Origin of the sequence: Methanobacterium sp. SMA-27 (assembly GCF_000744455.1) — an archaeon.
Classification (GTDB): Archaea; Methanobacteriota; Methanobacteria; order Methanobacteriales; family Methanobacteriaceae; genus Methanobacterium_B.
In genome coordinates this window covers 456,963-479,366 of record NZ_JQLY01000001.1, presented here as the reverse complement: position 1 = coordinate 479,366, position 22,404 = coordinate 456,963, and the positions used below count along the sequence as shown (strand labels likewise).

Genomic DNA, 22,404 nt, shown 5'->3' with positions numbered 1-22,404 from the left:
CCATGTTTATTCACCATTATTCCGTGGTAACCATGAAATTAAACGGGACAAAGGACTTTTTTCTTCATAAACTGCTTTTTCTGGACACATTTCCATACAACAGAGACAATTTATGCATTCACCGTATTCAAACTCTGGAATTGGGGTGTTTTCTATTAGTGCATCAACTGGACAACTTTTCACACAGGTTTTACAGTTAGTGCAATATTGAGAGTCTATTGCTGGTCTTGACCAAAACATTTTCATCAATCCTCTGGCAATTGATGGAGGTACCCTATCTAGGGACCCGGAAATATTAGGAGGCCATTTAAAATCCTCCAATATAGGAGTCTCTCCAATAACTTTAATTTTGTTTAGGTCACCTTCTCCAAGACCTTGTTCAATTGCAATTCTGTTGATAGGTACTTTTAAAGGGTCTTTACCAAGCATATCACATAGTAATATATCAACTGCAACACCATCACTGGATGAAAGTATCATATTCAATTTTTTAGGATTCCCTGCAGAAGGACCTGATCCATCCATTCCCACTATCCCATCAACTATGTTCAATTGTGGTTTGGATAATGCATATATATCCACAACAAATTCTGCAAATTTAGATGGATTGGGTGCCATTTTATGATATTCAGTTTTAATTAAACCCGGTACTACTCCGTACATGTTTTTTATGGCACAGGTAAATATTGTGAGTCCATGGGTTTTTATTTTGGGCACGTTGATAATTATATCAGCGTCTATAACCTTTTTTGCTATACGATATTCAATGTTGTTTCTGGTTTCCTTATATGAACCAGTCTTTTCAAAATTCACAAGCTTTGCACCTGTCCGCTCTGCTACATCAGAAAATCCAGTTATATCCCAAAAACTTTCCATACCCCTAGCAGGACCACCCGGACTGTCACCGATAAAAGGAAATGCCCCTACATCCTTGACCATGTTTACAATAGCTTCCACAACAGCAGGATGAGTTGTTATGGCCTCTTCAGGTGATTTTCCCTGGAGCATGTTTGGTTTGATAAGTACCTTATCACCGGGCTTTATAAAGGAAGATATTCCACCAATTGAATCCATACATTTAGCTACCGCTTTTTGAACTTCTTCAAGCTGATATGATGTACATTTTGATATTGAAACACAAGTCTTTACCATTTTATCAACTACAATGATTTAACTATGTTAAACTTTCATTGGGTCTTATTTAAATAAAAAAATTATTAATAAAAAAATTATTAATAAAAAAATTATATTTGATTATTCATCAAATTCTTTTAATATTCGTTTTCTTGCCCCACCGATTGTTAGAGGATATGGTTTATCAAATGGGAGTTTATCTTCCTTCTCAAGTATTTCCATTAGATGTGCTATTCTTGGTAATCTTAAATTAGCTCCTCTGATTGTTTTAACATCTTCAAACACTTCAGATGCAGTTCCCTGTTTGATTATCTTACCTTCGCTTATTATATAAACCTTTGAAGCGTAAATTGGTACAAGATCAACATCGTGTGTTGATATTACAATAGTCATTCCTTCTGTGTTAAGTTGGTATAAAAGTCTGAGTATCTGTGATGCTCCTTTAGGATCTAAACCACTTGTTGGTTCATCCAGAACCATGATTTTAGGTTTCATTGCAAGAATTCCTGCAATTGCAACACGTTTTTTCTGCCCACCACTTAGATGGTGAGGAGGTTTTTTCTCAAATCCCTCCATCCCAACACGGGATAAAGCTTCTTGTACTCGTGATTCAACGTCATCTTTAGAAAGGCCCATGTTCATTGGCCCAAATGCTACATCTTCAACAACTGTTGGTGCAAATAATTGATCATCAGGGTTTTGGAAAACTATTCCAACCTTCTGTCTTATTTTCATCAATTCTTTTTTGTTGTAGTTAACATTTTCCCCATCTATAACAACATTTCCGGAGGAAGGTCTAAGAATACCATTGAAATGGAGGAAAAGCGTTGATTTTCCTGCACCGTTAGGTCCTAAAAGCGCAACTATTTTACCCTCTTCAGCCATGAAGTTTACCTTTTCAAGGGCTTTTGTACCATCAGGATATTCGTATGTAATGTCCTTAGTTTCAATGACTTTCATTTAAAAACATCTCTTAAGTGTATTAATTAAAATTAAAACTATTATTATAAATTGTTTATAATATTTTAAAGCCAGCTGTCAAATATGTCCCGATTATAAGTAAAAACTCAAACGAAACAAGCAATGCCATGTTTTTGGTGCTTATAGAATTTTGAGTCTTAAAAGTTTTAATGGACCCATCATAACATCTTGATTCCATGGATATATAAACTTGTTCTCCCCTCATCCAAGTCCTTATAAATAAATTACTAGCCAATATACCAAGGGATTTGAAACTTCCTTTGAAGCTTAAATATCCGAGACGTGTTTTTTGTGATTGATACATGTTGGTTGCCTCTTCAAGGAATACAAATATATAACGGTACATCATCATTGCAATTTCTAGTATCACCAATGGTATTTTAAATCCTTCAAGTAACGAAAATATCTCGGTCATGGGAGTTGTAAGGGCTAGAAAACCAAGACAAGAAAATCCACCCAGTATCCTAGCAAAAACCAGGGCTCCTAAATTGAAACCGTCTTTATAAACAATTACATTAATTAAATTTATTTTAAACCAGGGATCTACCATACCAAAAAATAATGCCATGAATAAAAAGGTCATAATACCAAAAAATAATGGAATTGATATAAATTTCAAATAGAATTTAAATGGTATTTTGGCCCAGAATATAATTAAGAACATCATCAAAAATGTAATAATGAGAGGAATGACTGGTGATGTGGATATAACACATATTATCATGGTCAAAAGTGCAAATAATACTTTAAATGAGGGATTAGTATTTTTAAGACCGTTTGAATGGGCGTAATCATCGAGTGTTCTTTCCATTTTCAATCCTCTAAATGCATAATATCATTGTGTTTTAATAAAATGCAAACACACTTCACTTTCCTTGAATTTTTCTCTTTCCCGTGTAGTATCCCAGGAAGTAACCTATAATAAGTGCACCTATCGCAGCTTGCAGTGCAAAAAGTAGGCTTTCAATTTCACTACTCGGTTCCCATATGGATGAAAACCATGGATGATAACCTGTTTCTTCTATGGCTAAGCTTCCTTTATCATCTGATCCACTGAAGTAGCTCTCACCTTTACCACTATAAAGGAAAAATGGAATTGCAACTATTAAAAGTGCAATCAATAACATTATAACGTGCTTTTTTTCCATTTATACTGTCTCCTCAACTTTTTTAGGCCCTATAATCTTCAGTGATCTAAGTATGTCTGGTCTGAGTTTCAAAATATATTCAAATATTACGACTGTAAGAATTGCCTCTGCAATTGAAAGTGGTATTTGGGTATATGCAAACACAATCATAAACTTGAAGAATGCAGCACCAAAACTTGGAATTGGAAATGCTAAGGAAAGCTGTGAAGCTGTTGTAATATATGTGAATATATCCCCTGCAAAAGCTGCAAAAAATACTGCTATTGATGATGACAAACCTGTTTTCATGATTGATTTATACATTAACCATGCTGCTAGTGGCCCAATAATTCCCATTGAAAAAATATTTGCACCCAATGTTGTGATACCTCCATGGGCCAGAAGAAGTGCCTGAAAAACCAATACAATAGCTGCTAATACGCATGTTACTGCAGGTCCAAAGAGTACTGCACTTAAACCATTACCTGTTGGGTGTGATGAACTACCTGTTACTGAAGGTAGTTTTAAAGAGGAGAGCACAAATATGAATGCTCCTGATACTGCCAGTAGTGGTTTTGATTCGGGATTTTTATCTGTGATTTCTTTGATCTGTTTTATACCGTAGGCAACTACAGGAGCTGCCAGCAGATACCAAAAAAGACACCATTGCCCGGGTAAAAATCCTTCCATTATATGCATTTAAAGTCTCCTTGATCATTATGTATACCCTAATATTCTCCTTTAAAGTATTATTGACATATCTATGCTGTGATCAATATTATCTTATTAAAGGATTGTTAATAGGGGATTATTGTCTATAAATTAGGTTACTGTAATCAAGTTTATATATATTTCCATTTTGGTTGAGAAAAAATAAAATAAAGTTGATTTAATTTTGTGGTTAGATCATTTTAAAACTTATTTTTATAAGAGAATAATTTATTGAGGTATAAATTTCATATCATTATAATATAATTTGAGGAGTAGTTTGTTTGAAAGATAATATTGTTTAAGGTAAATGGTGAATTAACATGAAAAAAGATGATTATTATCCAATTATTTTTAAAAGAAAGTCCATTAGAAATTATGATCTCAATCCACTTGACAATAATAATTTAAAAGAGATTTCTGAAGAAGTTGATAATTTAATTCCCCTTTTCAGTAACATAAAAACTGAAATAAAGATCATTTCCACAGAGGATGTTAAACAGAGATTTATGAAAAAAGCACCACATTATCTTGCTGTATTTTCAGACACCTCCGAAGGATACTTAACTAATGTTGGTTTTATGCTTCAACAGATGGATCTTTTTTTCTCGTCAAATGGAATTGGATCTTGCTGGCAGGGAATTCCAATACCCAAGGCAGAAATATTAAACGGTTCAAATCTTAAATTCATAATATTAATGGCCTTTGGAAAACCTCTAGATCCATTATACAGAGACAGTGTGAATGAATTTAAGAGAAAGCCCATTGAAAAGATAAGTAAAGTAAATGGGGCGGATAACTTGTTGGAAGCAACAAGACTTGCGCCTTCAGCTACAAATAGTCAACCATGGTTTTTTACAGGAAATGATACTGCAATTAGTGTTTATTCTATAAAACCAAACTTTTTAAAGGCCATGGTTGTAAATAAATATATTCCCATTGACGTAGGGATTTCAATTTATCATCTGAAGGTTGCTGCAGAACATTTCGGGAAAAAAATCCAAATAATATTTGATAAAGATGAAAAAAAGGATTCTCCCAAGGGTTATACTTACTATGCCACATTAAAGTTTTCTATGGAATAGAATAATCAAACAAGATACAAATTCTAATAAGATTAAGGATTTTATAGTATTATGGACTTTGTTTATAATATATCGTTATAAAAACCCAATTAATAAGGAAGGTGAGTTAATGACCGATGTAATTAAAAGGAAAGGTACAAAAGAACCATTTAATCCAGATAAAATTAAAGGTTCTCTTCAAAAGGCAACTATTAATGCAGGTTACAGTTTAGAAGAAAAAAATGAAATTATCAATGAAGTGTTTTCCAATATCAATAAAAAATTAGACGATAAACAAGAGATCAATACTGAAACCATTAGAATGTGTCTTTTAACAGAGTTAGACAAATGCGAGCCTTACATAGCCAAGTCAGTTCGAAGATTTGATAGTAAATACAAGTCAAGATAATTGGTTATTAAAAATTTTACTGTTTTCAATGATAATTCAAAATAAATAAAAAAATTATTTTTTTTCTTCTTCCCCTTCACCGTATAGCCATGATGATTTATCATCCCCTTGAACATATGTGTAAACATATGAAGCAGCAACTATACCAATTAAAAATCCAATCGCTGCAAGAAACTGGTGTTTTAACATATCAGTTCCTGGTGGGTATCCCTTGAGGTAGTACATTGCTTGAACAGCAAGAAGCCCTACAACTATAAATGTTAGAATAGCTGCTACTATGCCCTTTAATTTTTCCTGGTTCATCTCATCGTCCTTTAATTTTATGATTTTATTAAATTGAAATTTAGAATATGTTTATTTTATTTATTTGAATTTTTTATTGGTATTTGTCTTTTATTATTTAACTTATTTAATATATGTCAAATCTGACAATTTAACATCAATATTTATGATTGATTCAAAAACCATTTAAACAAATTCAACTTATTATTATTCATGGAAATAAAAAATCGGATAATACTTGCACTGGATCTTCAAACAATTGAAGAAGCAATGAAAGTTGCAGGATGTGTAAGAGAACATATTGACACCATAAAGATCGGTTATCCTCTTGTACTGGCAGAGGGCTTAGAATCAATATCTATTGTCAAAGAAGAATTTGATTGCAAAGTAATAGCAGATTTTAAAGTTGCAGATATCCCTGAAACTAACACTAAAATTGCAGATCTAACGTTTAAAGCTGGAGCAGATGCAATAATTGTCCATGGCTTTGTTGGCGAAGATAGTGTAAAGGCCTGTGTTGATTCTGCACAAAAATTTAGTAGAGAAATATTTCTATTAACAGAAATGTCCCATCCTGGAGCATCTAGGTTCCTTCAGATTGCATCAGAGGAAATTGCTTCTATGGGTGTGGATATGGGTTTGAAAAATTATGTTGCACCGTCAACCAAACTCAATAGATTAAAGAAAATAAGATCTGTTGTTGGAGAAGATTCTTTCATAATATCTCCAGGTGTTGGTGTACAAGGTGGCGATCCAAATCAAACATTAAAATTTGCAGATGCTATAATAGTTGGACGTTCAATCTACTCTTCGGATAACCCTGAAAAAGCTATTAAGTCCATTATAAATGATATCAAATTTTAAACCTGCTAGTTCATAAAACAGATCAAATAATATGAAATAAATAAATGTTTGAAATAAAAAATATTGAACACCTGGAATTCTTAGTGCTGGAAACATGTTTTGAAGAAGTCCTAAAAAAGCAAATATCATTACTGTGATCTTAAGGCTAAATCTATATTTAAAAAATTTCTTTATTTTCTTCTTATTTTTGATCCATTTATTATCGTTTCCTATTTCATCTAGGAATGCTGCAACAGAACAAAACAAAAGTGTTACTATCCCTATAGTTGGAATTCCAATGTAAACGATTATTAAAACAAATAATAACAAGGCTGCAATATGGTTTAAACTATCAACCTTCAATGATAGTAGTGTACCAATAAGGATTGCTATGAATATACACGCTGCATCTGCACTTGTAACTGCCAAATAGCCAATGAATAAACCACAGAATATCCCTGCAAAAACTGCAATTGTTATATTCTTTTTCTTATCATAAGCATCATCAGAAAGTTTCATTAAAAATCCTGATAGTGGATAAAGTATTGGTTCAATGTTCATTTTTTAAATCCCATAATAATATCTTAAAAAAAGATAATTAGTATTGTAATGGTTTATTGTTGACCCATAAGATTTTTTTGGGTCAAAATTTTTAGCCAATTATTTTTTGTTCATCTCCAGTGCACCCGCCAGCATCAATGGGAATATTATTGTTGCATCGCCGATAACAGTTACAAGATTTGAACCGGCCTTAGCCTTGGACCATGACTTGGCTTCTTCAAGTGGCGCTCCACTTAAACTTCCTGTTTCTCCTCTGTCCATTGTGATTTGTATGGCTGCATCAACACCACCCTTTAAAAGATTTGATGCCAACGCATAATGTTTTGGAAGTCCACCACCAAGTATAATTGTTGCAACTTTTTTTGTACTAAAAACTATGTCAGATAATTCACTCATATCTCCTGATGCATCCAGATGAAGTTTATTATCTTGTGTAAACATCCATAACTGCAGTCCAAGCATACTATCAATTAATCCTGGAGCATAAATTGGAATATTTCTTTTTGAAGCTGTCCTGAGTATTGAATTTTCATCTGTAATGGAACTTCCAATTTTGGTTAAGAATTCCCTTATGCTAAGATATTTATCTTTTTCTGTTATTTTTGCCAAGATTTCGGTGATTTCGTGTTCAAACACTTCGAAATCTTCAGATTTTGTATAAATATCTCCGATCCGACCGATCCCTTGTTGACATAGTGTTTCATCGTCCTCTTTCATGCCCTTGTAATGTCTTCCTCCAAAAGCTTCAAGCAGATCGTGGGTTATGTTTGCACCACTTGTTATTAGAACATCGATCATTCCATTATTAATCATGTCTCTTATAACTTTTCTAAGTCCTCCAGGCACCATGGGTCCTGCAACGCTCATGAAAACAGCGGTATCCTCATCCTCAAGAACTTCTGAAAGGAGTTTTGTTGCTTGATACATTCTTCCAGCACCAAGAACTCCAGATCCTCCCATCTGTTCAATGAGTTCTAATACACTCATTTTCTCCTTTACTTCCATTTGCTCTATTTTCAGTTTTTCACAACCTTAATTTTATGTGATTATATGGAATATTTTCGTTTTTCATCCATATTATTAATCTAAATATCGTTAATTTAAAAATTCTAACTTGATTGAATAATAAAATAAGAATATAATTTAAAATTAATTTTATTAAAATGGATTGATAAGAGTATTTTGATACATAGAGTATTTAAAATTAATATTTTCAGATGTATCAGTAATTTAGAAATTGTACTATAACAATTATTAAGTATCCTTATCTGAGTCCCGCTATTTGATCAAGTAAATCTGTTCTTGTAACTATACCAATTGGATTCACATCTTCGTCTACAACAATTAGTCTTCCTATTTTATTTTTATTCATCATTTCAATAGCATCTGCAATCATAACATCCTTTTCAACTGTTATGATATGTTTGGACATTACATTAGAAACAGTGCGATTTTCTTTACTTTCTGCAATACCTCTGGTTATATCGGATAGTGTTAAAATTCCAATAACATGTCCATCTTCAATCACAGGCGCACCCTCAATATCTTTATCCGTTAATATCTTTGCAGCCTTTTTTATACTGTCAGATCCATCAAGTTTGATTAGATCTATGGTAGCAACTTCAAGAACTGTCTTTTTTGGTATGCTTCTTATTGCAGTAGTATCTAAAAGAAGAATATTATCCATATCATCCCTTCCAACAACAACACCATCCACAACAAGTTTGTTGACAGGTGTTGGACCTATCCTGATTTCATCCCCAAGATCAAGGTATTTAATGTTTCCTACAGCTTTTATTGCTGCTTCACATTCTCCCGGGTGAGTTATACTTGTAAATTCAATTTGGGAGACAGTTATATCTTTAACCTTTTTTCCATCTCTATAAATTGGAACTAATGTTTGATTATCAGATGCTTGGATATTCAAGGTGTGATATGCTTTAATAGTAGGCTTATAACCTCCCCTAGGGCCCGGAACACCTTTTACAAGACCTAAACTTCTTAAAGACTGCATCTGATTTCTTATTGTGCCAGGATTACGGTTCATAATCTCTGCAATTTCTTCTCCCTTAATGGAGGCATCTGCATTCCTGTACAAATTTATCAAGCTCTGTAATATTTCCTTCTGGACGGATGTGAGCATTCAAATCACCTTTAATAATTTATTATTATTTATAATTATAATTATTTATTTGTTATGTTTATTCATGATATATAGGTTTTACTTTTTAATCTGCAATTATTACTGTGCATTACTGATAACCATGGTCCAACAACCCTCAAAAATACAACTTGCAAAAATTAACATTAATCCAAAGCATTATTCTCAATAAATTTTATTATTATACATTTAAATAATTACAATACCTCCAAAAATAATTCAAAGTGTAAATTGACTACTTTTAGTTAATATACTATTCATAAAATAAATATTAATCCATATTTAAAGTTTAAAATATAAAAACATATGTAAATGGAATTATTTGCTTTTTTAATTACATTTATGGTTTTAAAGGATTAGTAGTTATTATTTTGAACATTATTATTATTAATTTATAAATTAATATGTAAAAGTTTATATATTTATATATATCTATAATCATTGTATAATTAGACTATTAAAGGGGGAATTATAACATGGAAGATGCAATTGGAATGGGTAATTCACTAAATTTAAAAAGCGGTAGTAACTCATTAGGATGTAAAATGTCTGCACAATCTGCCGGTACTGTAAATGGATGGGCATGCGACAGAGTTAACTGCTCAAGCTACGGTAAATGGTGGTGTCCATTTAGTTGGTAGATTTAATTTTATTAGATTTTTGTCAAATATGATTAATTTAAATTGAATTTAATTCTATCTCTTTATATTTTCATATTACTGAAATTAACATTCAATTTTTTCTTATTTTCATAGATGAATAAAAAAAGTATAATTGATGTCTGTACAAGTGAAAATTATGTTCAAAGATAGTTTCAAATTTTTCTTCAGTAAATTTATGAAACCACATATTTTAACTTTAGTACTCATATTTGCTCTAGGCTTTTCAACATTATTATTCTCATTTATTAGTCCTTTACTGATAAGAGCCCTTGTTGATCAAGTATTTATTGCACGAATGCTCGATCTATTCATCTACATTATTATTGGAATCATTGGAATGTATATTATATCAGCAATTTCAAGTTATTTTAACAGTTATGTATCTGGAAAATTAAGTTTAGTGTTGTTAAAGGAAGTATCTGAAAATGCATTTAATGTCGTTCAATTCGCATCACTAAAAAGTACCCAAAACATCAAAGTAGGAGATATGATAACCCGTATAATGGGTAACACACAGATTGCAATAAATATCCCTGTTAGAATACTACCACAGTTTTTTATGAGCATAGTTAGTATAATTGTTCCTTTTGTGATAATGCTAACACTCAGCTATCAGTTAGCCCTTATTGTTATGAGTCCGGTTGCATTATTTTTACTATCATCAACTATATTTGGAAATAAAATGGAAGCTATACAAAAAGCTTTTTTGGAAATTAATGCTTCAATCTATTCCTTTTTAAAGGAAAATCTTTCGATAATACCTCTTGTAAAAGTATTTAATCTGGAAAAATGGTCCCAAAATAGATTAACTAATCAAATGGATAATTATTATGGAATTTCTATAAATTATACCAAAACTTCCTCGTTAAATTCTTCATTAAGTTCATTAATACTGGGAGTCCCAATAGTTTTACTAATTACCTTTGGTGGTTACATGGTACTAGACGGGTCTATTAGCCTTGGAACATTCACAGCTTTCCTTTCATACACTTCAATATTTTTCTCACCAATTTCCCAGTTATCTGGTATATGGACTTCCTATAAAAGTTCATTACCTGCCTTTGATAGGATTAAAGAAGTTATGGATATGGAACCTGAAAAAGGTTTGGATAGAGAGATTACTATTACCAATGGAGAAATAAAATTTGACGATGTCTGGTTTTCATATGATAACAGATACATTCTAAAAGGGTTTAATGCAACATTTAAAAATGGTTTAAATTATATTGTAGGAGACAATGGCTCAGGAAAGAGTACAATACTCAAACTAATCTGCTTACTTTATCCTATTGAAAAAGGTAGCATTAAAGTAGATGGACAAGATATTGTAGAAATTAAAAGAGATGGATTAATAAAAAATATCTCCATGATCTTTTCAGATCCATACATGTTTGATGGTTCCATATATGAAAACATTAAAATTGGTAATTTAGATGCAGGAAAGGAAGAAATCATAAGGGTTTCAAAACTAGTTAAAATACATGAATTCATTGAAAGTACACCAAATAAATATGATACTGAAGTGGGAGAAGATGGATTAATGCTTTCAAGTGGTGAAAAGCAGGAAATAGCACTTGCAAGGGCCGTCTTGAAAAATTCGCCAATTATACTTTTAGATGAAGTAACAAAATCCATAGATAAAGATTCGAGGGAATCTATCAACCAGGTAATTGATGAACTTAAAACTGACAAGACCATTATAATAGTTACCCATAACAGCAATGAAATAGATTTTGAAAGTAACATAATCTATTTAGAACCCGAAGAGGAATTGGATGATCCATTGAATACATTGAATTCACCATCTGCAGATATTTCTCCAAAAAATTAACAATCCCGTTCCATTATAGTAAGCTCTTAATAAAAAAAATATTTATTTTAAAAATTAGTATTACATTATCAAAAGTTTTAATTCGCTCAATTTATTGATGATTAACCTGTTTTTTATATTATTTCTCCATTTATGGAAATTGTGTAATCCTTAATAATTATATTTTTCTGAGCTTTTTTAAGTGCCCTTTGCACAATTACTTCAATACCAGAACAGCATGGTACTTCCATATGTACAATAGATATGGATTTTATATTTTGTTTACTAAAAATTTCTGCTAACTTATCAACATACTGTTCTATTGTCTTATCCAGTTTGGGGCATAGTATGATCAAAATTTTATCTTTCAAAAATTTCTGATGGAAATTTGCATAAGCAAAGGGTGCACAGTCTGCTGCAATTAAAAGATTAGAATTTTTTAAATAAGGAGCGTTAGGATTTATAAGCTGCAGTTGTACTGGCCAGTTTCGAAGTTCTCCTCTAAGGTTAACACGTTTATCATTTTGAGCTTGATTATTAGTTAAATCTGTTTCCATCGAACCTGGACAACCACAAGTAAATGTTTTTTCACTTTCATAGTCGGGAATTTCAATATTTTTATCTTTTAAAAAATTAATGGCCTGATTAAGATAATCAATTTGATTATGATCGTTAAGGTGCTTTAAATGAGCCTTTATTACATTAGGCCCCTCTTTGATAACATTATTCATTACATTACGTTCAACGTATGGCTCAGCTTCTCTCTGCTCAATTTCTATGGCATCTTGTGGACATGTTCCAATACATGCTCCTAAACCATCACAGAATAAATCACTAACCAGTTTTGCCTTTCCATCAATAATTTGTAAAGCACCCTCAGGACAGCCAGGAATACAGTCCCCACAACCAATGCACTTCTCTTCATTGATCTTTATAATATCTCTTTTCATAAAATTTCCTCCACTAAATGGATGATAAAATATAAACAAACTGGTAATTATGAAATTTAGATCTAACCATATCCAATTTAGAATAATGGATAGTATGAATAATTTATATTATATTGAAAGGAATTGATATAATTTACTTAAAGTTTAAAAATCATTATATAATATTTTATTTACCCTCAAAGCTAATTTTAAAGTTTACAATTAATAAAATATATTTCATAACAAGATATATAATTGTATCATGATTATTCTGCCCTTAAAATCATCTAATTTTGTTAGAAAGTTATAATAATAATAAAAATGAAAATCCTATTCAGAAAAAGATATTGGAGATTTTAATTGAAGAAAAAAGGATTTTGGAATAGATTTAAAAGACTTTCAAAACCAAAAGGCAGACCTCAATGGGGACAAGCCTTCAGGGCTATTTTTTTAATGATCATTGCAGCCATAGTTGCCAAATTTATGGGTTTGGATAATGGAATAATGGCCATAATGTTTGTAACTCTTATAGCTACAATAATAATTGAAACTTCACTCCCACTTAGAAAAGTCGCTATTTTAACATTTTTAGGGTTTTTTATGACTGTGCTGGCTTTTGTTAGTGCATCGTTATCTCTTTCAAATATTGGAATATTTATATTCTTTACTGTTATTTGGGCCTTTTTCGGTATTTCACTCTACATTTTTGGAAGCGTTGAAGGCTCTTTGGGTTTTACATTCTTTTTAATATATTTTTTAGCAGTATTATTGGTTAATAATCAATCTAATACTTTCGATTGGACAATATATGCATTATTATCCTATTTAGTTGCATCTGTGCTTTTTATTCCTAAGATATGGTTTGAAAAGAAGAAAATTCGTAAAATGGTAACAATAGGATTCAATCCTGAGACAAATATTCAAAATATTTTTTCTGTAAAAAATATTTTATCTGATATTCCGCTTCGTATGGATTATATTAATATTTTTAAATTTGGAAGTTACTTTAAAATTTTAAGGAAATACAGCAATCTTATTGTTGCAAGATTAACTCCTAAACAACATAAATACTTCAATAACTTTTTAAATCATTCAGATGAATTTGCTTTTAAAATTGGAGATCATTTCAATAATGATAAAGGTCCAGTCAATTTGAGTGCTATAGATACCGAACTTTTAACTCTTGAATCACAATTTGTAAAAAATAGTGACAATAGTGAAACTGTAATGGATATTTCTCATGGTATCCGGGATATCCTTTTTGAAAGCAATACAATACTATCTGGGGACTGGGGAAGGGAGAAGAAAGTAATAAAAGCATATAAAAAATCTCTTAGAGAAGTTTTGGATGCTAATTTTCATTTAAACAATCTATATATTCGCCATGCAATCCGGTTTACTATAGCAATTACTATTTCACTAATTTTTGTATATTTAACCCGAGAAAGAAGCGCAGTTTGGATAACAATGGGCGTTTTGATCATTTTAAAACCCGATATCTCGAGTACAGTTGATAATTTAATTTCAAGGGTTGGATTTAATTTATTTGCCATAATATTGGCTATAATTTTTTCATTCATATTTCCACATAATTTATTAATTTGGCTAGCTTTTATTATGCTATTTTTATTTAGAGCTTTCTATCCTAATTATATGGGATTTTCTGTGATGGCGATTACTGTGTTCATAGTTTTAATATGGCCAACTGGAACTGTATTCGATAATGCAATATCAAGATTAGTAGATATTGCTTTAGGCGGGATTATTGCATTTATATGTGCATACATTATTTTACCCAGCAGAGTTAATGTAAATCTACCAAATCAATTGTTTCGTACAATTCAGTTCAATATAAATACTGCTAATCAAATTTTAATGGCATTTAAAAAGAAAATTAATAATAAGAAAGTCTCTAAATGCTTTAATAATTATATGAAAGAGGAAAATAATTTAGAAGCAGCAGTTAAAAAATTAGAAGATTCCTATAAAGATATAAACGACGATCTAGAGTTATATCAGGAGATTATAGCTTCAAATAATAAATTGGCTGCAGATTTACTTGCTTTATCTGCAATATTTAATAAAAATGAGGATGTATCAGCAAATTTTGAATCTAAGTTTGTTGAAATAAAAAATATGCTCCATAACATTGAAAATTTTTTAAATGGCGATTTAAAACCTTTAAAGATATCTTTAAATAATTTTTCAAAGGGATATGGCAATATTGAAGTTACTGACCTAGATCAAATTATTAACTGGATAATATCTGATCTACAGTTAATACAAAAGGGATTAGAAATAGCTAATGAAACAGGAGCACTCCAAAGATATCGTAAATTAACCTAATATTTAAATGTTTTATATCTAACTAAAAATATATTAAATTAATACTTTAACTATAAACAAATTCTTAACATCATCAAATGGAGTATACAATGAAAAAAATTTATCCACTATTTGGAATTATTGGACCGTTAGTGTATATAATAGCAGTTTTTATTGGTGGGGCAATTAGACATGATTATAGTGCCCTTTATAATGCTATAAGCGAACTTACAATGGCCAATGCTCCAAATAAAATTTTACTAGACATTCTCTTTGGCTTTTATAACATATCTCTCTTAATCTTTGGTTCAGGAGCATATCTTGATAGCAACATTAATAGTAAAAAATATAATAGTGCCACAATCATGCTGGTCATTATAGGAATTCTTGGGTTATTGGTACTTGTTTTTACACAAGATCCGAGAGGTACTCCCGCTACATTATATGGTACTCTTCACATACTATTATCGGGAATAACAGCTGCATTAACAATAATATCAATATTACTTATTGGATTAAGTTTTAAAAAATATTCTAAAATGAAAATATTTACCTGGTATTCTTATGCAACATCTATATTGATTTTACTTTCAGGAGGAGCTGGTGCTATTTCACTTGCAAGTAATAATGGCTTTGGAGGGTTATTTGAGAGAATTACCATCTTTTTATTCATGATATGGGTTATAACACTATCATATATCCTTTATAATAACAAAATCATATTAGATGGTGTTAAAATTCAATGATTTTTTTTTATATTCTTGATTTATATTTTAGTTCGTTGAAAACTATTTTGAATTCTGTTCCGTTTCTGTTATCTAACTCAATTTCTCCATCAATTTGACCTACTAGATTATTCACTAGTTGCAAGCCTAAAGAATCTGTTTTTTTAAAATCAATGTTTGAAGGAAACCCAATCCCATTATCTCCAATAATTAACTCATATTTATCATCAATGAACTTTAATGAAATGTAGACTTCTTCATTCTCCCCATTGGAAAATCCATGTTTAAGACTATTTGATACAAGTTCATTTATTATGAGACCACATGGTACTGCTGTTTCAATATTTAACCTTACATTATCTACATTAATAATTGAGGATATTTCTTCTTGGTCAATAGAATATGAATAAAACAATCCTTTAACCAAACTTTCAATATATTCTGTTAGATTAATCCTTGTAAAATCATTTGACTGATAGAGTTTTTCATGTATCATGGCCATTGATTTAACTCTATTCTGACTTTCTTTAAGCACATCTATAGCTTCATCATCTTTAATATATTTAATCTGAAGATTCAAAAGACTAGATATGATCTGCATATTATTTTTTACTCTATGATGTATTTCTTGAAGTAGAATGTCTTTCTCTTTAATAGATGTTTTCAATTTATTTGTTGCAATTGTTTTTTCTGTTATATCCCTAGCGATTCCCTGAAATCCTTTAATCTTTCCATTATCATCTGTAACTTTTGCAGAATGGATTTCTATAACAATATGTCTACCGTTTCTATGTTCTGCAGGAACTTCAAGTACATTAAATTTCTTTGTCCCTTCAATATGGGTCTGGAATGACTTTTTGATTTTTTGTATATGTTCCTGTCTTATCATTGAAAAAATACTTTTTCCAATAACCTGCTGTGGTGACCATCCTAAAATAGAATTAGATTGAGGACTTATGTATGTGAAGATCCCTTGTGTATCAATTTCCCATATCATATCGGGAGTTGTCTCAACCAGGTTTCAGAATTTAGATTCACTTTCCTTTAAAGATTTTTCAGCTAGTTTGCGTTCAGTAATATCTTGAGTTGTTCCAAACATTGATATAGGCTTGCCCTCAAGGTTACGGATAATTTCTCCTTCGTCATGAATATAAATTAATGTTCCATCTTTCTTGTTTATTTTGAATCAATACTGTATGGTGAGTTTTTATTTATTGCAGCATCTACAGCTTGTTGGAAACGTTTAAATTCCTTTGTAGGGAATAATTTAGTAACATCAACTAAATTTACAGGTGTATTCGGTTCAAAACCCATGATTCTATACATTTCTTCAGACCATAGAAGATCATTGGTTGATAAATCATTTTCCCAAATACCAATTTTAGCAACTCTTTGAGCACGGAGAAGTTTCTTGTTTTCGATGTTAAAATCCATTTCTCTCTTTTTTAAACCTTCCTCTATTTCTTTTCGTTTAGTAATGTCTGTTACAGTTCCCTCAATGGCTATAGGGTTACCTTCATTATCTGTTATAATAGTGTTACGTTGGTTTAACCATTTTTCTTTGCCAGATTTGGTAACTATTTTATATTCATATGCAGACTGTGTTTCGCCATTTAAGAGTTTTTTCCATGTTTTCTTGTAGTAATTTTTATGATCAGGATGAATATAACTCTTTAATAGCCGAGTTGATTTATAAAATTCTTCAGGAGAGAATTCTGTTATTTTTTCAACGGCTGGATTTACATACTGATAATTTCCATCGGGTATCGACATTACGTAAATCATATCCTTTGAATTTTCAGCTAGCCTTCTATATTTTTCTTCGCTGATCTTCAATTCCATTTCCATTTTATTCTTGTAGATTGCCAGTTCAATCGTATATTTAAGTTCGTTTCGATCGAAGGGTTTTATAATATATCCATAAGGCTCGGTAAGGAGGGCCCTATTAACTTTAGATTCTTCAGAATATGCTGTCAAGTAAATTACAGGGATATTTAATTCTTTAATCTTGGCTGCAGCAGCTATGCCATCGGTATTTCCTTTCAATATTATGTCCATTAAAATCAGATCTGGCTTAATATCCAATGCTAGTTCTACAGCATCTTCGCCACTGGTTGCTATATTGGGAACTTCGTATCCAAATGATTCTAAAGCATGCTTAATATCTAATGCTTCTATGCTCTCATCTTCAACAATTAGAATTTTTCCTTTGGACATAACTATTCACATTAATTATTATGTAATTTAATCTATTAATTTTTATTTTTACAAAACAATAATTCAGTGTCCAAAAAAATAATATTTCCCAATGTAGATATAACTTTAAAAGCATCCAATTCTTAAATTAGCTCATAATAAATATTTCATTGGTATTGTTATTTGATTTAATGTATAAAAAAACTCTAAAAAAAAATAAAAAGGAGAATAAGTAAACTTATTCTTCAGCATCTATCATTTCACCGTAAACAATTTCTAGTTCGCACCCTTTAGGACCGCAACAGAAATGTTGTAAATCGAATTTTGCAAGCATTTTTTTTCACTCTCGTATATTTAATTTAAACTAAATTTATTTGGTATTTAACAATTTTGATGTTAATTGAAGTAATACGATCAAATATACTCCTAAACATCAAATTTATCATATGTATTTTATCCCGTATAAATGTTCGGTTATTACCAACCTTTATTTGATCCGAACTATTTTTATAAATGATTGATTTGGCTCTTTAAAATTTCTATTACCTCATCTTCACTTACATCATACCAGTTTTGGTAAGCTTCTGCTACAGCAAAACCCCACCCTCCACGAATATTGGGACAGTAAACTAAATCAACCATTTCTGAAACCTTTTTTAATGATTTTAAATGTGCGGTAGGTACAGCAATTATTATTTTATTTGCACCTGTTTTTTTGAGAGCCTCTACAGCCACGAGCATTGTGAAACCTGAAGCAATTCCATCATCAACTAGTATTACTGTATGATTTTCAGTCTCAGGAAAGTGTTTTAGACCTCTGAATGTTTTAATACGTCTCTCAATCTTATGAGATGTTTTTACAATTCCTGCATTGATTTGATCTTTATTGAGTCCTATCTGTGATAGTATATCATGATTTAATTCCACTGTACCATCAAATGCAACTGCCCCATAACCTGCCTCTGTATTCCATGGTAGTGTAATTTTACTTACTACAGCTACATCTAAATTAAGATTCAATTTTGATGCTATTGGCGCGGCAACAGGCACCCCGCCAGCCGGAATTCCAAATATAATCGATTCTGTGTCCTTGTAATCGATCATCATATCCGCGAGAACATTTCCAGCGTGTTTTCTATCCTTGAATATTCCCGTAACATCTCTGAATTCCGGAATTTCAACGACATTATTTAATTCATCCATTTTAATCACACTATAATCTTTGTTCATTTTGATATTTAATTTTTTTTTAAAAAGTATTTAAAATTAAGATAAAATGAATGTTTGATAATGGATCATCAGAAACAACAACAATAAATGCTGTTACTCTCCTATAATCCGTCCTTTAATCTAAGGATATAACTCTTAATTTATATTCTTTTAGAAATCCATTGTAACATATTTGTTAGAAGTTTAGGGTTTTGAGAATCTGTTTCAGGATGTGGGCCACTTAGTATAACCCTTCCAGATCCAAATGTATCGGCTACAATAGCTGCATAATTTTGGTAACCCGTATTATTATCTGCAAAAGTAGCCATTATGACTTGAGTATTGTTCGTATACATTGCAGGACCATTCTGCATATGGATGTTTGTTATAGATCCGTTCATAAGCTTAGATCCAGCTGATGTTGTTGATATCTGTAATGAACCCTCATAATTTTCATTTTTTGTGTTTACATCGGGTGTAATACCCCATCCCTGATAATATCCATCCACATAATTGGATGCAGCATATGCCCCTGCACAGATTCCCAAGTAGCCCTTACCTCCTTGGACAAACAATTTTATTGAATTGCCATCAATATCATCATTTTCAAGATAGGTAAGAGAATTACCACCCGGCATTATTAACACATCATAGCCTGACAATGTATTAGAATTGATCTCACTAGTAGTTGAATATTCAAATTTGTTGTTAGGAGTTAGATTCTCATAATTACTTGTATTAAGACACTCTTCAATATCTTCTACACTACTTTCCATGACTCCGTCACCATCATAGATTAGAACATTGGTTGTAACTAAGCTAGTATTTGAATTGTTATTAGAATACAAAATATTAGCTATATTTGAATTTAACATTGCAATTAATGTTATAGAATACACTAATATAATCACAATTTTATATCTATCTAAAATTATAGACCCCCCACCAGAACCTATATTTGATAAAATGCCCGTGAAAACGATTTCAAGTGTTCATAAATAGATCAATGATCTGATCATTATTTTTGAGTAGTTTAATATATTATTTGTCGTTTTTCACTTTTTATTTTTCGTATTGTTATAAATTAAATTGATCTATTCTGATTTTTTTATATTTTTTTGGATTTTTCAGGCCAAATATTTTTTACCAACTCTTTTTTTTCCTCCAATTGTTGTTCTTTAATATCCTTCCCAGATTTACGGGCTTCCTTCACTGTAATTATCTCATAACATCTCAAAGCTTTAAGAAATTTGTAATATTGATTAAAACGTTGATTTAGTTGCTTTTCTTCGTGTATAAATATCGCTTTTTTATCATGAAAAAAAACTCTTTTAAACCAGAAATGATACTGAGAACGCATTTTAAAAATCTTCATAGCCATAAGTTTTAAATCCAAAATAATTACCTTCCTAATTTGAATGCCATATTTAAAATAGATTAAATTGATAAATTGCAAATAATTGATCTTTTTATTTAAATTACAAGATATTCTGCTAATATTTAAATTTTAATTTGTTTTTAACCTGTTAAAATTTGATATCATACATTGCTAGAAACTAAATATTTAAAGAAGGCAGTTATTGGTAATTTTTGTTTTATAAATGTTTTATGCAACATGAAATTCTCCTTTAAGGTTTTTTTTGGTTAAGAAATCTTATTTAAATTCGCTTTTATATATAAAAAGTTGATTTGAATTGAATATAACCCTTTTCCCAAATTACACCCAAATGATACCCTAAATTCCCTAATTTTAATAATTAATTTGGTTTAAAGCAAATTATTCCCTATAAAACAATATTTACTATTTAAATTTATCAAAATCCATTTTTAACACATTGTACAAGATATTTCTATAAAATATATATTTGAAATAAAACCGTGTTAATGGAGTTATTAAATGGTACACAGTGTTTATGATTAAATTGAACTGTAAAAAGAAAATTACGAATTCATTTACTCCAACTAAATGAAAATCAAGAATAAATATTTAATGGGTATGATAGATTTAAGAGATAAATAATCATTAAATCTTTTATAATCATTAAAAATATTATATAAAATCAAAAAAAATGAAGGTTATAATTTTAAAATAATATTTTACATGATTTAATCCTAGTATATTATATTCAGTTAATTTAAAAATGAATAAAAAAAATTAATTAAATTGTTTTTTTTAATTAATTTCTCATTGTTTATTCAATCGTAGTTCAAATCTCCTTGTGTATAGAGGTTTTGTAGTTCTGTAGCATGTTGTATTTCATAAAATGCAGTTGGATTGTTGAAATATGGGAAAAACATACCAGTTATCGTATAAAAATAGGCAGGTATAATTCCATAGGTCTTCTCCAATATGTCGAAGTAAAGCGGGAATCCACATCCTTGCACCAGTATTGGATTTCCACTTCTTGCAGTTCCATGCCATACCATGGGTATTGGCCCTGTTTGTCCATGAGCTTTTGCAAGTGTGTTTATATGGTTCATTGCGTCATCATAGGTATTAAATATCATTCCATCGGATTTAAACTTGTATCTACCGTCAGGTATACCAAATATTGCAACTTTAAGAGAATCTAGGTAGTCTGTCTGACCAGCAGCACCTGTTCCTTGAGTATCGATAAAGGCCATCTCTATTATATAGACATCTCCTTCCTGATAGCTACGATAGTTAGAACTTCCACCAAAATGAACAACCAAAGCAGTTTTAGATCCCCTTTCATCTGCATATTTGGCTAGAAGTTTTGAATGAGGATGTCCCGGATACATATCAGGATTTAAAAATTTTACAAACCCATCCCTTCCTAATGGCGCTATAGGGCCGTTTGCTGTAGTAATGTAGGAGTAACCTACTAATAATGCTATAATAGCAATTATGACCAATATCCATCTCATATTTTCACCTAAACTAATAATTATCAAATTATATTTGTATTAATGCTTTTTTTTATTGTTTAATGATTTTGACATGATAGATTGTTCATTATTCCATATAAATACAATGCATAAATTAAAAGTCTACTGCAATTAGAAGAATACAAAAACATACTACATCATTTTAGACTTATTCATGACCGCATTAAAGAATTTTGAATTATACTAGTTAGATCAATGTCATGAATCAAGTAAAACATATATTCTGAAAGTAATTCTCTCTCGCTCATAGTTTCAAAGATTTTTAATATCCTAAATTTTCATGAATACCATGAAATAGTAGTAAATAACATTTAATATGGACATTATCTATGTTTAAATACAAAATTATGGTTTCAAGTAAATTTATT

24 protein-coding genes are annotated in these 22,404 nt (G+C 30.5%); 7 read left to right on the top strand and 17 right to left on the bottom strand.

What is annotated here, in order from left to right; genetic code table 11:
- Positions 1-6: 6 nt before the first annotated feature.
- The 5 genes from DL91_RS02430 to cbiM form a co-directional block, all read right to left on the bottom strand.
- A complete protein-coding gene (locus DL91_RS02430; RefSeq protein WP_048190102.1) occupies positions 7-1,152 on the bottom strand; it encodes a DUF362 domain-containing protein in 1,146 nt (381 codons plus the stop codon).
- A gap of 102 nt (positions 1,153-1,254) precedes the next feature.
- On the bottom strand, positions 1,255-2,094 hold the full coding sequence (locus tag DL91_RS02425) for an ATP-binding cassette domain-containing protein (RefSeq protein WP_048190101.1): 840 nt from the start codon (positions 2,092-2,094) through the stop codon (positions 1,255-1,257).
- 55 nt (positions 2,095-2,149) lie between these two features.
- Positions 2,150-2,926, bottom strand: coding sequence for a cobalt ECF transporter T component CbiQ (gene cbiQ / locus DL91_RS02420; protein WP_048190100.1), 777 nt, complete (start codon positions 2,924-2,926; stop codon positions 2,150-2,152).
- A 55-nt stretch (positions 2,927-2,981) separates the two neighbouring features.
- Positions 2,982-3,263: an energy-coupling factor ABC transporter substrate-binding protein gene (locus DL91_RS02415; RefSeq protein ID WP_048190099.1), complete on the bottom strand. Its 282-nt coding sequence runs from the start codon at positions 3,261-3,263 to the stop codon at positions 2,982-2,984.
- Entirely contained in the window at positions 3,264-3,941 is a 678-nt protein-coding gene (cbiM, locus tag DL91_RS02410; RefSeq protein WP_048190098.1) for a cobalt ECF transporter S component CbiM, read from the bottom strand.
- Positions 3,942-4,273: 332 nt separating this feature from the next.
- Here cbiM and DL91_RS02405 point away from each other — a divergent pair, with 332 nt between their 5' ends.
- Both DL91_RS02405 and DL91_RS02400 read left to right on the top strand, forming a co-directional pair.
- Positions 4,274-5,035: a nitroreductase family protein gene (locus DL91_RS02405; protein WP_048190097.1), complete on the top strand. Its 762-nt coding sequence runs from the start codon at positions 4,274-4,276 to the stop codon at positions 5,033-5,035.
- Positions 5,036-5,144: 109 nt separating this feature from the next.
- Positions 5,145-5,423 (top strand): ATP cone domain-containing protein, encoded by a 279-nt coding sequence (locus tag DL91_RS02400; RefSeq protein ID WP_048190096.1) that lies wholly within the window; start codon positions 5,145-5,147, stop codon positions 5,421-5,423.
- Between the two features lie 54 nt (positions 5,424-5,477).
- On the opposite strand, the gene DL91_RS02395 is transcribed toward DL91_RS02400, so the two are convergent.
- Positions 5,478-5,726, bottom strand: coding sequence for a hypothetical protein (locus DL91_RS02395; protein WP_048190095.1), 249 nt, complete (start codon positions 5,724-5,726; stop codon positions 5,478-5,480).
- Positions 5,727-5,918: 192 nt separating this feature from the next.
- Between DL91_RS02395 and pyrF the strand changes: the two genes are divergently transcribed.
- Entirely contained in the window at positions 5,919-6,569 is a 651-nt protein-coding gene (gene pyrF, locus DL91_RS02390; RefSeq protein ID WP_048190094.1) for an orotidine-5'-phosphate decarboxylase, read from the top strand.
- Here the strand turns inward: pyrF and DL91_RS02385 are convergent.
- The 3 genes from DL91_RS02385 to DL91_RS02375 form a co-directional block, all read right to left on the bottom strand.
- On the bottom strand, positions 6,504-7,109 hold the full coding sequence (locus tag DL91_RS02385; RefSeq protein WP_048190093.1) for a hypothetical protein: 606 nt from the start codon (positions 7,107-7,109) through the stop codon (positions 6,504-6,506). The two genes, pyrF and DL91_RS02385, sit on opposite strands and share 66 nt — an antisense overlap.
- A 99-nt stretch (positions 7,110-7,208) precedes the next feature.
- Positions 7,209-8,114, bottom strand: a complete 906-nt coding sequence (locus DL91_RS02380; protein ID WP_048190092.1) for a deoxyhypusine synthase — start codon at positions 8,112-8,114, stop codon at positions 7,209-7,211.
- A gap of 259 nt (positions 8,115-8,373) precedes the next feature.
- A complete protein-coding gene (locus tag DL91_RS02375; protein ID WP_048190091.1) occupies positions 8,374-9,252 on the bottom strand; it encodes a CBS domain-containing protein in 879 nt (292 codons plus the stop codon).
- A gap of 494 nt (positions 9,253-9,746) precedes the next feature.
- Between DL91_RS02375 and DL91_RS13280 the strand changes: the two genes are divergently transcribed.
- Positions 9,747-9,911 (top strand): hypothetical protein, encoded by a 165-nt coding sequence (locus tag DL91_RS13280; protein ID WP_156095888.1) that lies wholly within the window; start codon positions 9,747-9,749, stop codon positions 9,909-9,911.
- Positions 9,912-10,068: 157 nt separating this feature from the next.
- Positions 10,069-11,763, top strand: coding sequence for an ABC transporter ATP-binding protein (locus DL91_RS02370; RefSeq protein WP_048190090.1), 1,695 nt, complete (start codon positions 10,069-10,071; stop codon positions 11,761-11,763).
- A 113-nt stretch (positions 11,764-11,876) separates the two neighbouring features.
- Here the strand turns inward: DL91_RS02370 and DL91_RS02365 are convergent, their stop codons facing one another.
- On the bottom strand, positions 11,877-12,692 hold the full coding sequence (locus DL91_RS02365) for an ATP-binding protein (RefSeq protein WP_048190089.1): 816 nt from the start codon (positions 12,690-12,692) through the stop codon (positions 11,877-11,879).
- Positions 12,693-13,031: 339 nt separating this feature from the next.
- Here DL91_RS02365 and DL91_RS02360 point away from each other — a divergent pair, with 339 nt between their 5' ends.
- Both DL91_RS02360 and DL91_RS02355 read left to right on the top strand, forming a co-directional pair.
- Positions 13,032-15,017, top strand: a complete 1,986-nt coding sequence (locus tag DL91_RS02360) for an FUSC family protein (RefSeq protein WP_048190088.1) — start codon at positions 13,032-13,034, stop codon at positions 15,015-15,017.
- Positions 15,018-15,106: 89 nt separating this feature from the next.
- Positions 15,107-15,742 (top strand): DUF998 domain-containing protein, encoded by a 636-nt coding sequence (locus DL91_RS02355; RefSeq protein WP_048190087.1) that lies wholly within the window; start codon positions 15,107-15,109, stop codon positions 15,740-15,742.
- A 7-nt stretch (positions 15,743-15,749) separates the two neighbouring features.
- On the opposite strand, the gene DL91_RS02350 is transcribed toward DL91_RS02355, so the two are convergent.
- From DL91_RS02350 to DL91_RS02325, 7 genes are all read right to left on the bottom strand, one after another.
- Positions 15,750-16,739: a histidine kinase dimerization/phosphoacceptor domain -containing protein gene (locus DL91_RS02350; protein WP_255343954.1), complete on the bottom strand. Its 990-nt coding sequence runs from the start codon at positions 16,737-16,739 to the stop codon at positions 15,750-15,752.
- 3 nt (positions 16,740-16,742) lie between these two features.
- Complete coding sequence (locus DL91_RS14465) at positions 16,743-16,850, bottom strand: hypothetical protein (protein WP_369792062.1); 108 nt, start codon at positions 16,848-16,850, stop codon at positions 16,743-16,745.
- A gap of 47 nt (positions 16,851-16,897) precedes the next feature.
- Positions 16,898-17,938 carry a PAS domain S-box protein gene (locus tag DL91_RS13030; RefSeq protein ID WP_081882570.1) on the bottom strand — a complete coding sequence of 347 codons (1,041 nt, stop codon included), beginning with the start codon at positions 17,936-17,938 and terminating at the stop codon, positions 16,898-16,900.
- Positions 17,939-18,424: 486 nt separating this feature from the next.
- Positions 18,425-19,120, bottom strand: a complete 696-nt coding sequence (locus DL91_RS02340) for a phosphoribosyltransferase (RefSeq protein ID WP_048190086.1) — start codon at positions 19,118-19,120, stop codon at positions 18,425-18,427.
- Positions 19,121-19,287: 167 nt separating this feature from the next.
- Positions 19,288-20,025 carry a BPL-N domain-containing protein gene (locus DL91_RS02335; protein ID WP_231551356.1) on the bottom strand — a complete coding sequence of 246 codons (738 nt, stop codon included), beginning with the start codon at positions 20,023-20,025 and terminating at the stop codon, positions 19,288-19,290.
- Between the two features lie 209 nt (positions 20,026-20,234).
- On the bottom strand, positions 20,235-20,522 hold the full coding sequence (locus DL91_RS02330) for a hypothetical protein (protein WP_048190085.1): 288 nt from the start codon (positions 20,520-20,522) through the stop codon (positions 20,235-20,237).
- Positions 20,523-21,322: 800 nt separating this feature from the next.
- A complete protein-coding gene (locus tag DL91_RS02325) occupies positions 21,323-22,015 on the bottom strand; it encodes a hypothetical protein (RefSeq protein ID WP_048190084.1) in 693 nt (230 codons plus the stop codon).
- Positions 22,016-22,404: the final 389 nt, after the last annotated feature.